The 12,789-nt window shown below is 73.1% G+C and carries 9 protein-coding genes and 3 pseudogenes; 5 read left to right on the top strand and 7 right to left on the bottom strand.

From position 1 onward, the window contains the following. Positions 1–171: 171 nt before the first annotated feature. The gene (locus ORI94_RS17885) at positions 172–1,224 is read left to right on the top strand and encodes a hypothetical protein (protein ID WP_266076577.1); all 1,053 of its coding nucleotides are present in this window, start codon (positions 172–174) and stop codon (positions 1,222–1,224) included. A gap of 61 nt (positions 1,225–1,285) precedes the next feature. Here the strand turns inward: ORI94_RS17885 and ORI94_RS17880 are convergent, their stop codons facing one another. Together ORI94_RS17880 and ORI94_RS17875 are read right to left on the bottom strand one after the other, a co-directional pair. Then, the gene (locus ORI94_RS17880; RefSeq protein ID WP_266076575.1) at positions 1,286–3,052 is read right to left on the bottom strand and encodes a TIGR03767 family metallophosphoesterase; all 1,767 of its coding nucleotides are present in this window, start codon (positions 3,050–3,052) and stop codon (positions 1,286–1,288) included. A 336-nt stretch (positions 3,053–3,388) separates the two neighbouring features. Continuing rightward, positions 3,389–3,850 carry an NUDIX hydrolase gene (locus ORI94_RS17875; protein ID WP_266076573.1) on the bottom strand — a complete coding sequence of 154 codons (462 nt, stop codon included), beginning with the start codon at positions 3,848–3,850 and terminating at the stop codon, positions 3,389–3,391. A gap of 251 nt (positions 3,851–4,101) precedes the next feature. Here ORI94_RS17875 and ORI94_RS17870 point away from each other — a divergent pair, with 251 nt between their 5' ends. Beyond that, positions 4,102–7,416, top strand: coding sequence for a S8 family serine peptidase (locus ORI94_RS17870; RefSeq protein WP_266076571.1), 3,315 nt, complete (start codon positions 4,102–4,104; stop codon positions 7,414–7,416). A gap of 114 nt (positions 7,417–7,530) precedes the next feature. On the opposite strand, the gene ORI94_RS17865 is transcribed toward ORI94_RS17870, so the two are convergent. Continuing rightward, the gene (locus tag ORI94_RS17865; RefSeq protein WP_266076569.1) at positions 7,531–8,454 is read right to left on the bottom strand and encodes a hypothetical protein; all 924 of its coding nucleotides are present in this window, start codon (positions 8,452–8,454) and stop codon (positions 7,531–7,533) included. Position 8,455: 1 nt separating this feature from the next. Continuing rightward, positions 8,456–8,992, bottom strand: coding sequence for an RNA polymerase sigma factor (locus tag ORI94_RS17860; RefSeq protein WP_266076968.1), 537 nt, complete (start codon positions 8,990–8,992; stop codon positions 8,456–8,458). 388 nt (positions 8,993–9,380) lie between these two features. Here ORI94_RS17860 and ORI94_RS17855 point away from each other — a divergent pair, with 388 nt between their 5' ends. Continuing rightward, positions 9,381–10,397, top strand: coding sequence for an aspartate-semialdehyde dehydrogenase (locus ORI94_RS17855; protein ID WP_266076567.1), 1,017 nt, complete (start codon positions 9,381–9,383; stop codon positions 10,395–10,397). A gap of 62 nt (positions 10,398–10,459) precedes the next feature. On the opposite strand, the pseudogene ORI94_RS17850 reads toward ORI94_RS17855, so the two are convergent. After that, positions 10,460–10,756, bottom strand: a pseudogene (locus ORI94_RS17850) (type II toxin-antitoxin system PemK/MazF family toxin); the annotation flags it as partial. On the opposite strand from ORI94_RS17850, the gene ORI94_RS17845 reads away from it, so the two are divergent. Next, entirely contained in the window at positions 10,638–11,255 is a 618-nt protein-coding gene (locus ORI94_RS17845) for a TetR family transcriptional regulator C-terminal domain-containing protein (protein ID WP_416237838.1), read from the top strand. The pseudogene ORI94_RS17850 and the gene ORI94_RS17845 overlap by 119 nt on opposite strands. A 115-nt stretch (positions 11,256–11,370) precedes the next feature. On the opposite strand, the pseudogene ORI94_RS17840 reads toward ORI94_RS17845, so the two are convergent. Further along, positions 11,371–11,607: pseudogene (locus ORI94_RS17840) on the bottom strand (UTRA domain-containing protein); the annotation flags it as partial. 16 nt (positions 11,608–11,623) lie between these two features. Between ORI94_RS17840 and ORI94_RS17835 the strand changes: the two are divergent. Then, a complete protein-coding gene (locus ORI94_RS17835) occupies positions 11,624–11,851 on the top strand; it encodes an ATP-binding protein (protein WP_266076965.1) in 228 nt (75 codons plus the stop codon). Positions 11,852–12,252: 401 nt separating this feature from the next. On the opposite strand, the pseudogene ORI94_RS17830 reads toward ORI94_RS17835, so the two are convergent. Continuing rightward, positions 12,253–12,726 (bottom strand): annotated as a pseudogene (locus ORI94_RS17830) (DUF1203 domain-containing protein); the annotation flags it as partial. Between the last annotated feature and the right edge of the window lie 63 nt (positions 12,727–12,789).

The raw sequence follows: 12,789 nt of genomic DNA, 5'->3' as shown, positions 1-12,789 counted from the left end.
CGCGACCGTTACGGAATTCGGTCGACAACAACCGTGGCCCCTGGTCCCACCCGAGCGGACCAGGGGTTTCCGGCACCCGAACACGCGTCCCCCGGGGCAGGCTTGTACCGGGTTGCCGACGGGCGTGTAACAGGGCTTCGGGAGCGGCCCCGGTGCGGGAGATTGCCGGACATGAACCACGATTTCCCGCTTCCCCCGCTCTCCCCGCGCCCTCTCGGCGCCGGGCCGCGGCGCGTGCTCACGACCGCCCGTCTGCGCTCGCACGGCGTCCCGGCCGCGCAGGCCGACGACCGGTGCCGCCCCGGCGGAGCCTGGCAGCTGCTCCTGCCCGGCGTCGTCCTGCTCCACCCCGGTCCGCCGACCAGCGAGGAGCGGCTGCACGCGGTGCTGCTGTACACGGCGCGGGAGCGGCCCCCCGGCAGGTCCGGGCACGTCCCCGGCCGGCCCGGCCCGGCGGACTCGACGGCCCCCCGCTACGAGGACGCGATGATCACCGGTCTTGCCGCGCTGGCCCTGCACGGCTTCTCCTCCGCTCCCCCGCTGCCCTCCCTGGGCACCATCGACGTACTGGTCCCGCGGCTGCGCCGGCTGCGCTCCACGGGCTGTGCGCGCGTCGTCCGCGCCCCGGTGCTGCCGGCCCCCGAGCGGGTGGCGGGCGTACCGGTGGCACCGGTCCCGCGGGCACTGGCCGACGCGGTGGCGGGCCTGGCCGACGCGGGCACGGTACGCAGGCTGCTCACGGAGGCGGTGACCGGCGGCCACTGCGACGCGGCCGCGCTGGTACGGGAACTGACCGCCGCGGGGCTGCTGGACCGGCCGCAGGTGGAGCACGCGGTGAACTCCCTGGTGGCCGAGGGCCGCGCGCACGCGGAGGACCGCCTGTACCGGATGGTGCGCGAGTACGGTCTGCCCGACCCGCTGTGGAACGTGGACCTGAGCCTGCCGGGCGGCCCCCGCCTCGGCGGCCTGGACGCGTACTGGCCGCAGCAGGCCGTGGCACTCGACCTGGACACCCGCCGGGAGAGCCGCCGGGACGACGGCATCCCGCGGGCCGAGTACTCCCGCAAGCGGGAGCACCTGGAGCGGCTCGGCATCACGGTCGTGCGGATCGCCCCGCGCAGGCTGCGGGACGCGGCGGAGCAGCAGGCGGCGGTGATCCGTACGGCCCTGGTGGCGGCGGCCGACCGCGAGCCCGCGGCCTGCGTCGTGGTGCTGCCGCGTTGAACCGGCCCCGGGGCGAAGCCCCCGGGCCGTTCGTCCCGACGCGCCCCGCCCCGCCCCGGCCCTACGCCTTGAGCAGGAGCTCCGTGTTGCGGTCCTGGGGGGTGCCGCCGAGGTCGGTGCGGGCGCCGGGGGCGTTGTAGGACAGCTCGCGGTAGAGGGCGGCGAGGCCGGTCTGGGTGAGGTCGCTGTAGTCCGTGCGGGCCGGGGCCGCGGACTCGACCAGGGTGGTGAACAGGGAGAGGGTTCCGTCCTTGTTGTCCACCAGCTCGATGACGCGGGCGAGTTGGGGGAAGTCGACGTGGGAGGCGGTGGAGATCTCCCAGAAGGAACCGGCCGAACCGGTGTGCGGGGTGACGGCGTTGCGGTGGATGTGGCCGTTGACCCAGGCCACCACGTTGGGGTGGCTGCCGAGGAGTTCGACGAGTTCCCCGCCGTCGTGGCGCCGCTCGTCGGGGCGGGCCGGGTCGCGGTGCGTGTTCGTCATCGACTTGCTGGTGTGGTGGCTGAAGACGATCGCGCGGGCATTCCTGTTGATGCGCAGTGTCCTTTTCAGCCACAGCAGTTGGGCCGTGCCGAGGGAGCCCGTGTAGTGGCCGCCGGGGTCGGTGGTGTCGAGGCTGATGCCGATGACGTCCTCGGAGATGCGGAACGCGTAGTACTGGGTGCCCGCGTCGAGGTTGGCGGCGGAGTAGCCGTGCCCCACCGGCCCGAGCCCGCGGTACGCGGGGTCCAGGTGGGCCTCGACGTACTCGGCGGGCGTGAAGGGGGCGCGCGCCTCGTCGGGGGTCACCGGCCGCATGGCGCGGGCCTGGGACCTGAGGAACGCGCCGTACTGGACGCCCCGCGGGTCGGTGGCCTTCTTGATGGTCTGCCGGAGCTTCTTCGCCTCGGCCGCCCCGAGCTCCATCAGCTTGCGGCCGCCGACGGCGAGTTCGGTGAGGTACGGGTCGCCGTGGGAGGCGTAGCAGCCGAGGGGCATCGCGTCGTGGTTGCCGACGGTGGAGTACCAGGGGAGGTTGAGGCCGGGGCTGTTCACCTCCCGGACGGCCGCGGCGAGGAAGCCGTCGAGGTGCGGGAAACCGAGTTGCTTGTCGGCGTCGCGGGTGGCGGCGTCCGGCTGCCAGTACTGGCGCAGACCGCTGTTCTGGACGCCCTCGTACTGGCGCGGGTCCCCGCTGTTGGGGGCGATGCGGCCGCCGCTGAGCGCGGTCAGGTACCAGTCCAGTTCGGAGCGGGTGTTGTTGTCGGTGTTGTCGCCGGTGGTCATCGCGAAGTGCAGCGGGGAACCGGTGACGGGGGCGCCGCGCAGGGAGTTGATCCGCTCGACGAGGGAGACCGCGCCGTGCACGGTGAGCGCCTCGTGCGGCCGCCAGGCACGCACCTCGGTGGAGCGCAGGTACTCCAGGCGCAGCGGGTGCTGCGCGTCGATCACATGCAGGTCGGTGAGCTGCACGAAGGCGGCCAGTGTGGTGCGGCGGTCGTCCCGGCCGGGCCGGGCACCGGCCAGCTCCCCGCGCACCACCCGCCCCCAGCCCGGACCCTCGTCGAGGCGCCGGTAGCCGGCATCACCGCCGCCGCGCGGTGCGGACACCCCGGCGACGGTGGTGCCGCGCGTGTACGGGGCGAGCGGGGCGGCCGGCGCCTGCCGGGAGGAGGCCGGTACGGCCTCCTCCGCGACGGCGTCGGCACTGCCGGCGGCCGCGGCCCGGTCGCCGCCGGGCAGCAGGGCGTATCCGGCACCGGCGCAGAGGGCGAGGGCGCCGGTGGCGGTGAGGAGGGAACGGCGGTGGAGTGCGGTGGAGCCGGCTACTGGGCGTGTGCGCGACATAGCGCTTGTCTCCCCGGGTGCGAACGCATCGGCAGTGACCGCGGGGCGTTCGCCGGTGGTTCGCCGGGTGGACGTCCCGCTCTTACTGGATGCTTGGCAGCGGGAATGGCCTGCGTGTGAACGCGGCGGCAACGCGCGACGCCGATCGCCGTACGTGGATCTTGGACCACCCGGGCCGTCGGCCCCCGCTTCCGCGCCGGTCCGGGACCGGTCACGCCGCGTTCACCTCACGGGGGATCCCCGCGACGCCACCACTTCACATGGGGGGCATCATGCCCGTGGGGGGCATCATGCCCGATCGACCGACCGGGCCCAGAAGTTCACGCGCCCCCCGAGTCAGCCGTCCACCCGTTCCGTCCGTCCCGCCGCCGGGCGTTCCCGCCACAGCCGCAGCCCGGTGTCGACCAGGCCGACCCTGACCAGGTCCGTGACGGCGTCCAGGGGCTGCCAGGCGGCCAGTTCGGTGGAGCCGCCGATCTCGTCGCGCAGCTCGCCGCCGACGATCCGCCCCTCGTAGACCAGTCGTACGGCGTGGTGGTCGACGGCGCGCCGGAGCGGGCGACGGGGAAGGGCGCGCCGGACGGAGTCCACGCCGAGCAGTCCGGTGACCTCGACGCGGTACCCGGTCTCCTCCTCGACCTCCCGCCGCACGGTGTCGTACGGATCCTCGCCGTGCTCCATGCCACCGCCCGGCAGCACCCACTCCGGATCACCTCCGGGCACCGGGGACCGGGCCAGCAGGAGCCGTCCGTCGCGCACCACCACGGCGTAGGCCGCCACCCTCAGGGTCTGCCGCATTCCGGGACGTTACCCCGCGAGCGCCCACGGGCCCCACCCCACGGGCGACTTGCCCGCTTCGCCCTCCGACACCCCATAAACGCATCGCGGGTTTTCCCCATACATTCATCTCGATTCAGCCAACCCTCGCCAAACACACACCCCTTGCGTAAGGCTCAACGATCGTCCGGGATCGCATTCCGGACGATCGCGGCCAGGGTCGATCGGCTCCGGTCGCTCCACGATGGTGCCTTTACTTACAAGGGATGCCGATGACCCAGTCCTCCCAGCGCGAACCGCTGTCGGGCGCGAGACGCGCGGCCCGTATCTCCCTGGCCGCCGGCCTCGTCGCCGCGCTCTGTGCGGTCGGGCCGATACCCCTGGCGGCCGCCGCCGACGCGCCGGCCGCCGCACCCGTCGACGGTGACGTCAAGTCCGCTCACGACAAGCTCGGTTCGGGCGACGCGGACCTCCTCGCCGAGGCCAAGGCCGACGGCGAGAAGAACGTCACGATGATGATCGCCACCGCCCCCGGCAGGACCGAGCAGGTCGCCGAGGAGCTGAACGCGGTCAAGGGCGGCTCGGTCGGCCGGACCCACGACAGGCTCGGCTACGTCCGCGCCACCGTCCCCACCGCCAGGGCGGACTCGGCCATCGCCGCCGCCGCCAAGCTCTCCAGCGTGCACGGCATCGACCTGCGCGACGAGATACCGCTCGACGACCCCACCCCGGCCGCGGACACCACCGCCAAGGCCAGGGGCAAGGGCGGCTCCGCCACCTACGCGGGCCCCGACAGGCGGACCCCTGCGAAGAACCCGTACAACCCGTCCTTCGAGACGGGCGCCGTCGACTTCGTGAAGAAGAACCGCACGGCGGACGGCCGCGGCGTCACCATCGGCATCCTCGACTCGGGCGTGGACCTGGCCCACCCGGCGCTGCAGGAGACCACCACCGGCGAGCGCAAGATCGTCGACTGGGTGACGGCGACCGACCCGGTCGTCGACGACGACCGGACCTGGCGCCCGATGACCTCCTCGGTCTCCGGCCCGACCTTCACGTACAACGGCAGGACCTGGCAGGCCCCCGCCGGTTCGTACCGGGTCAGCACCTTCCTGGAGTCGTACACCACCGGCGGCGACGCGGGCGGCGACGCCAACCGCGACGGCGACACCACCGACTCCTGGGGCGTGCTGTACGACGCCGGGGCGGGCACCGTCCGGGTCGACCTGAACGACAACCAGGACTTCTCCGACGACACCCCGATGAAGCCCTACAAGGACGGCTTCCAGATCGGGTACTTCGGCACCGACGACCCGGCCACCGACGTCGCCGAGCGCCAGCCGTTCGTCGTGGAGATCCGCGAGGACGTCCCGATGGACCCGTACGGCGGGGACTGGGTCGGCAAGACGGCCGACTTCGTCAACATCGGTGTCATCGAGGGCTCGCACGGCTCGCACGTCGCCGGCATCACCGCCGCCAACGGCCTGTTCGGCGGGCGGATGGACGGCGCGGCGCCCGGCGCGAAGCTCGTCTCCTCCCGTGCCTGCACCTGGTCCGGCGGCTGCACCAACGTGGCGCTGACCGAGGGCATGATCGACCTCGTCACCGAGCGCGGTGTCGACATCGTCAACATGTCCATCGGCGGCCTGCCCGCCCTCAACGACGGCAACAACGCCCGCGCCGAGCTGTACACCCGCCTCATCGACACCTACGGCGTCCAGCTGGTGATCTCCGCGGGCAACTCCGGTCCCGGCGCCAACACCATCGGCGACCCGGCCCTGGCCGACAAGGTCATCTCGGTCGGCGCGTCCGTCTCCAGGGAGACCTGGGCCGCCAACTACGGCTCCTTCGTGAAGACGAAGTACGCCATGATGCCGTTCTCCTCCCGCGGCCCGCGTGAGGACGGCGGCTTCACGCCGACGCTGATCGCGCCCGGCGCGGCGATCAACACCATCCAGACCTGGGCGGCGGGCCAGCCGGTCGCCGAGGCGGGCTACGGCCTGCCGGCCGGTTACGGCATGCTCCAGGGCACCTCGATGGCGTCCCCGCAGGCCGCGGGCTCCGCCGCGCTGCTGCTGTCGGCCGCGAAGCAGAAGCGCATCGACCTGACGCCCGCCGAGCTGCGCACCGCCCTCACCTCCACCGCCCGGCACGTCAGGGGCCTGCAGGCCTACGAGGAGGGCGCCGGCCTCATCGACGTCGAGGAGGCCTGGGACTCGATCCGCGACGGGGCCACCGCACACGAGTACAGCGTGAAGGCGCCGGTCGACACCGCGATCGAGCAGTTCCTGGAGACCCCCGGCTTCGGCACCGGCCTCTACGACCGCGAGGGCGGCCTGAAGACGGGCCAGAAGAAGACGTACGACATCACCATCACCCGTACGTCCGGTCCCGACCGCGCGATCCGGCACGAGCTCGACCTCGAGAACAACACCGACCGCGTCTTCCGCATCGTCGGCGACGACGACGTGCGGCTGCCGCTGAACGAGCCGGTGACCGTCACGGTCCAGGCCTCGCCCCGGTCGGCCGGCCTCAAGAGCGCCATCCTCGAGGTCGACGACCCGCGCACCGAGGGCGTGGACCGGCAGATCCTGAGCACCGTGGTCGTCTCGGCCCCGCTGGCGCACACCTTCTCCGCCTCCGGGACCGCCCAGCGCAACGCCACGACCTCCTACTTCGTCACCGTGCCCGAGGGCGCGAAGACGCTGGAGATCGCGATGAGCGGGCTGAGGGCCACGAGCCAGACCCGGTTCGTCGCCATCCACCCGTACGGCGTCCCGGCCGACCCGACGTCGACCGTCAACTGCTACCCGAACTACAGCAACCCGGCCAACACCTGCCGTCCCGACCTGCGTTCGTACGTGAACCCGCAGCCGGGCGTCTGGGAGATCGAGGTCGAGGCACGCCGCACCTCGCCGCTGCTGAAGAACCCGTACAAGCTGGACGTCGCCGTGCTCGGCGCGGTCTTCGACCCCGAGACCGTGACCGTGCCGGAGGCCAGGGTCGGCACCCCGGCGGACGTCTCCTGGAGCGTGACCAACGAGGCCGCCGACCTGGACGGCAAGCTGGTCGGCGGCCCGCTGGGCTCCGCCCTGTCGGACCGTCCGGCCATCGGCACGGGTGACGTCCGCACCACCACGGTCGAGGTGCCCGAGGGCGCGGCGTCGCTCGACGTCGCCATCGGCAACGTCTCCGACGCCTCCGCCGACCTGGACCTCGCGGTCTACGACGCGGCCGGCGCCCTGGTCGGCCAGTCCGCCGACGGCGACTCGGAGGAGTCGGTGTCCGTCGCCGACCCGGCGGCCGGTACGTACACCGTCGAGGTCGTGGGCTACTCCGTCCCGGCCGGTTCCACCGACTACGACTACCGGGACGTGTTCTTCTCCGCCACGCTCGGCGAGGTCACGGTCGACGGTTCCACGCCGGTGCGGATCGGCACGGGCGAGTCGGCCACCGTCTCCGGCACCGTCACGGCCGCCGCGGCGGCCCCCGAGGGCCGCGAGTTCTTCGGCCAGGTCCAGCTGGTCAACGCGCGCGGCACGGTCGCGGGCACGGGCAGCGTGACGATCGAGAAGGTCGTGCCGTAACCGACGGCCACAAGCGACAGGGGCGGGCGTCCACGAGGACGCCCGCCCCTTTCGGCGTACGCGCCCCTTCGGCGTACGCGCCCCTTCGGCGTACGCGCCCCGCGCCCGCGTCGATCACTCGCAGGTCAGGGTGCGGGAGGCGGGCAGGGCTGCGGTGATGCGCGCCCGCTCGGGGGCGATGTCCTCCTCACCGACGATCACGGCGTCCGGGACGGTCCCCTCGCGGGGCAGGCCGACCAGGACCCGGTCTCCGGTGTGCAGCCGGGGCAGGCCGGTGGCCCCGGTCAGGAAGGTGACCGCGTCCCGGTCCCCCGCGTTCGTGCCGGGCTCCGGCTCCGGCTTGTAGCCGCGGGTCACCTCCAGCGTGACGCGGTCCCCTCCGGCGCCCGGTACCGGCTCCACCCCGGTCACCGTGCCCTCGGCGACGAGCCGGGCGCAGGCGAGGTGGCGGGGACTGCCGAACAGGTCACCGGCCGGGTCCCCGGCACCCGTGGACCGCTCGTCGCCGGCCGCCTTGTCGGCGGACTCGGCTGCCGACGAGGCGGTGTCGCCCTGCCCGGGCTGCGCCACGAGCCAGCCCGCACCGAGGACCACCGAGGCAGCCGCCGCGGCGGCGAGCGCGCCGAGGGCGACCCGCAGCGGGCGACGGGGCGCGCGGCGCGAGGGCAGGGGCGTCACCGGCGCGCGGGGGCCCGTCGTGGGCCTGCCACCGGGGCTGGTCGAAGTCCCGGTCACGGCCGCCGGAGCCGCTTCCGGCCCCGCGGCCTCCTCTCGCGCTGCCGGTGTCCCCACGGCTGCCAGCGTCTCCCCGATCAGGCCCAGCTGCTCCCTGAGTACGGCGACGTCGGCGGCGGCCGCGTCCCGCGCGGCCGTGAACGCCGGGTCCCGCCGGGCCGCGGCGGGCAGCGGCTCGTCGAGGATCGCGGCCATGAGGGCGTCGACGCCTTCGTACTCGGTGCCGTCGTACTCGGTGCCGTCGTACTCGGTGCCGCGCTCGTGGCCGGTGTCGTTCCGGTCGTCGTCGTCGTGGACGGTCACGTCACACCACCTCGTCCTCGTGCAGGCGGGCGCGCAGGGCCCGTACGGCCGTGTGCAGCCGGCTCTTGACCGTGCCTTCGGGCACACCGAGCTGCTCGGCGATCGAGCGCACCGGCAGGTCGGCGTAGAAGCGCAGCACGACGACCTGGCGCTGGGCGTCGGGCAGCCCGTCCAGGCCGCGGGCGACGGCGAGGGAGAGCAGACGGGCCTCCTCGTCGCCCGGGGGTCCGGCGGGGCGCAGCGCGGCGAGGCGTTCGCCGAGCCGTTCCTGGCGCCGTTTGGCCCGGTGCCAGTCCACGGCGAGGTGGGAGGCGACGACGGCGGCCCAGGCCGAGACGTCCCGGGGCGCCTCCTGCCCGCTCGCGGCACGCTCCAGCAGCCGCAGCCGGACCTGCTGCACCCCGTCCGGCAGGTCGGTCTGCGGCACCCCGCCGAGCGCGAGCACCGCCCGTACCCGGCGTTCCTGCGCCGCGTCCAGCGGGTCGTCGTCCACGGCGCCGGACGCCTGCCGGCCGTGCCGGATCCTTCCGCGCAGCACTGCCCACCCCCTCACTCTGTTTCTCCTACGACGCCGGTGCGGCCCGGAACGTTCGCCCGCCGCGCGAATCGGGTGCGAACCGGGGGCGAGCCGGGTGCGAACCGGGCAGAGGCGTACGTCACACCTCCGTGTGAGGGGAGCGGGCCGGGGCAGGGAACCTTGCGGCTGCCGACCCCCGACGACTGAATTCCTGCAGCTCAAGGGGGTGGCGACCGCAGGTCCGCGACCGGCGGGGACGCCGGTGCGTCCCACTGTGCGGGCAGGGGGCGCAAAGAACTGGACAGGCGGGCCGTGGTCGGCCGCATGATGGAAACGCCCCGGCCGGCAGGCAAAGGGCACATGTACGCCGTATGCGTCGTATGACGCAGAACGCAGTGAGGGAGACGCAGTGAGGGTCGGAATCGTCGGAGCCACCGGTCAGGTGGGCACGGTCATGCGCAGCATCCTCAAGGAGCGGAACTTCCCGGTCACGGAGCTGCGCCTGTTCGCCTCGGCCCGCTCGGCGGGGACGGAGCTGGACGGCGTGACGGTGGAGGACGCGTCCACCGCCGACTACACCGGTCTGGACATCGTGCTGTTCTCGGCGGGCGGTACGACCTCGAAGGCGCTGGCCGAGAAGGTCGCCTCGCAGGGCGCGGTCGTGATCGACAACTCGTCCGCGTGGCGCAAGGACCCCGAGGTCCCGCTGGTCGTCTCCGAGGTGAACCCGGACGCGATCGCGAACCGCCCCAAGGGCATCATCGCCAACCCGAACTGCACCACGATGGCCGCGATGCCGGTGCTGCGTCCGCTGCACGACGAGGCGGGCCTGGACGCGCTGGTGGTCGCCACGTACCAGGCGGTGTCCGGCTCCGGCCTCGCGGGTGTGGCGGAGCTGCACGGCCAGACCCAGAAGGTCGTCGCCGACGCCGACAGGCTGACCCACGACGGCGGCGCGGTCGACTTCCCGGAGCCGGCCGTCTACAAGCGCCCCATCGCCTTCAACGTGCTGCCCCTCGCCGGCAACGTCGTGGACGACGGCCTCAACGAGACCGACGAGGAGCAGAAGCTGCGCAACGAGTCCCGCAAGATCCTGGACATCCCCGGGCTGAAGGTCTCCGGCACCTGCGTACGCGTCCCGGTCTTCTCCGGGCACTCCCTCCAGATCAACGCCCGCTTCACCCGCCCGATCAGCCCGGAGCGCGCGACCGAGCTGCTGGCCGACGCCCCCGGTGTCGTCGTCACCGACATCCCCACCCCGCTGCAGGCGGCGGGCCAGGACCCGTCCTACGTCGGCCGCATCCGCCGCGACGAGACGGTCGACAACGGCCTGGCCCTCTTCGTCTCCAACGACAACCTCCGCAAGGGCGCGGCCCTGAACGCGGTCCAGATCGCGGAACTGGTGGCGGCCGAGCTCAAGCGGTAGCCGACAGTCCGTCACGCGGGGGCGCCGGCGGGTTGACCGGCGGGCGCCCCCTCTCCGCGTCCTCACAGCGCCGGATGCCGCCGCAGCGCCACACCGATCCCGATCATGCGCTGCCGCGGCACGGCGCCGGCCCTGTGCAGCAGACGTTTTGGCGCAATGGCGCGGACCTGCCCGCACCGCACTTCGGAGTCCTTCGGCAGACGGCTCTCCTCGGAGCGCAGGAGAACCTGGAACATCAGGATGCGAGAGGTGTCGGACGTCAGCGGTGCCACGGTCACAACCCCCCGGTCGTTCCGCACGACGGACTCGTTGGCAGCGTTGTCGGAGGCAATCACCGCGGGGCGGACCTTGTCGGTCTCACTGCCCCGCACCGGCTCCAGGTCCAGGTCCAGGTCCACCCTGTGGATGTCACCACGTCTCATAGGCGATCCCGTCTCCGCTCGCCCGGCCCAGTCGGCCGGCGCCGCCCTGGGCCATGCGGCCGCCGAGGTCTCACTGCTCCGGGAGGAGCACCGCGCCGAGGCCAGGGTCTGGCTCGCCTTCGTCGCGCAGACGGCCGTCAGCAAGACGCTCGCCAGCACGTTGAAGGCGAACTACGCAACCCTGCAGGAGGCGTTCACCCGCCTCATCTCGGAAGCCGGCGAGGACGCCGAGCGCGCCGTACCCCTCGATCCGCGACGCGAGGCCCGCACCCTCCTCGCCCTCGCGGACGGCCTCACCACCCACGTCCTCATCGGCCACCTCGCCCCGCACGAGGCACACGACGTCCTCCACGCACACCTGACCGGCCTCTGGGAGCAACCGGCCCGGCCTCCTCACACCACCGCGAACCCTTCGAACCAACCGGCCGCGCTCTGAGCCGGCGGCGCCTGCCCGGGGCCGGGCCGGCCGGGCCCGGGCACAGCGACCGCGCGACACGCCTTCGGCCTCGTGTCCGGCCCGCACCACTCCGGCCCGCACCCTGCGGGCGGAATCACTCGGCCGTGAACTCGTACTGCAGCTCGTACAGATGCCCCGCCTTGACCATGACAGTGGCTTCGACGGGGCACTCGTCGTCGCTGTACACGACACGCAGCGTACGAAGCACCGGCAGGACGCTGGGCAGGTTCAACGCCTGGTACTGCTCCTGCGTGGGCACCCGGGCGGAGACCCGGTCGACGCTCAGCCGGGGCGGATGACCCAGGGCGGCGAGGAGTGCCGGAGTCCCGCCAGGGCGCGAGTTCTCTGTGGCACTCGCCGCCGACGGTCCTTCGATCCGAATCGAGGTGCGTGACAGCGGTGACGGGCAGCCGAGGATCGTCCGGGCGAGCCCCGGGGAGTGCGGAGGCAGAGGTCTCCACCTCGTGAATGCCCTCGTCGACGACTTCGGCGTCACCACCCATCACCCTGGCAAGACCGTGTGGGTGGTGTTCAAGACCGCCTCTCCGGAGGCAGAGGGAGCCGACGGCCCCTGATGAGTGCCCTCGGCCGCGTGCTCCACTTCGGCTGCCTTGCCTCGAATTCCCGGCTCCTGTCCGATGAACAGGTCGCGGGGAGTGCCGCGCCGAGGACACCGGCGCGGCTGCGGGTCACGTCGTGGCCGTCGGAGCGGGCCGCTCCGGCTCGGTGACCGGAGGCCGACGACGGCCCCCGGAAGTGACACACCCACCCGAAAAGCGTGAGCACTACGGCCATCACTGTCCACACATCACTCACTTGAGCGCATACCTGTCACCTTCCTGCCGACTGCGTCATTCCTTTCGGCAAGGCCTCCGCCTCCGAGCCGGGCGCACGCCCTGGACGAGATCGGGAGAAGCTTCCGCACAGTCGGTCCAGGATTCGCGTCACGCGCGGCCGGGCGACCACGGTCGTCGCACCGCACCTCGTAGAGGAAGCAGCCGTACTCCACCGCGCGGACGTGGACGAGGGCGACGGCCGGGTCGGTGAAGGCCTCCGTGAGGGCGGGTCCGAAGCCGTCCGGGGTGTCCACCAGGCGGCCTCCCAGGATGGTGCCGTCGGAGGCGTAGCGGCGGAGGACACGGTGGGCGGCCGTGAAGGGGAGGCCGTCGTCGCCCTGCGGTCCCGCGCACTCCTCGGCGTGGATGAAGACCGGCCCCTGCTCGTCGTACGGGCCCGGGTCGGCGCCCGTGTGTGCCGCCCAGCGTCGCAGGGGGGCGTAGGTGACCAGGGTGATCAGCTCGCCCGGTTCGCCGCGGCGCAGGCAGCAGCGGAGCGGGGCGCCGCCCTCGTCGTCGGTGCGGGGAACCGGGGAGCGGCCCGCGTCGTCCATGGTGCGCAGTTCTTTCAGGGCCTGTGCAGGGATGGGGTGGGGGGTATGGGCCGCTGTCATGGGTTCAGACTCGTGCCCGACCGGGCACGCCACCGGCGGTAAACGGACATCGCGTTCCGAGCC

Source organism: Streptomyces sp. NEAU-W12, assembly GCF_026242095.1.
In the GTDB taxonomy this organism is placed as follows: Bacteria; Actinomycetota; Actinomycetes; order Streptomycetales; family Streptomycetaceae; genus Streptomyces.
This window is presented reverse-complemented; position numbering and strand designations above follow the sequence as displayed.

Coding starts and splice junctions, on each gene's coding strand:
- ORI94_RS17845 (WP_416237838.1), top strand. CDS start 10,638: ATGCGAGAGGTGTCGGACGTCAGCGGTGCCACGGTCACAACCCCCCGG.
- ORI94_RS17870 (WP_266076571.1), top strand. CDS start 4,102: ATGACCCAGTCCTCCCAGCGCGAACCGCTGTCGGGCGCGAGACGCGCG.
- ORI94_RS17885 (WP_266076577.1), top strand. CDS start 172: ATGAACCACGATTTCCCGCTTCCCCCGCTCTCCCCGCGCCCTCTCGGC.
- ORI94_RS17875 (WP_266076573.1), bottom strand. CDS start 3,850: ATGCGGCAGACCCTGAGGGTGGCGGCCTACGCCGTGGTGGTGCGCGAC.
- ORI94_RS17880 (WP_266076575.1), bottom strand. CDS start 3,052: ATGTCGCGCACACGCCCAGTAGCCGGCTCCACCGCACTCCACCGCCGT.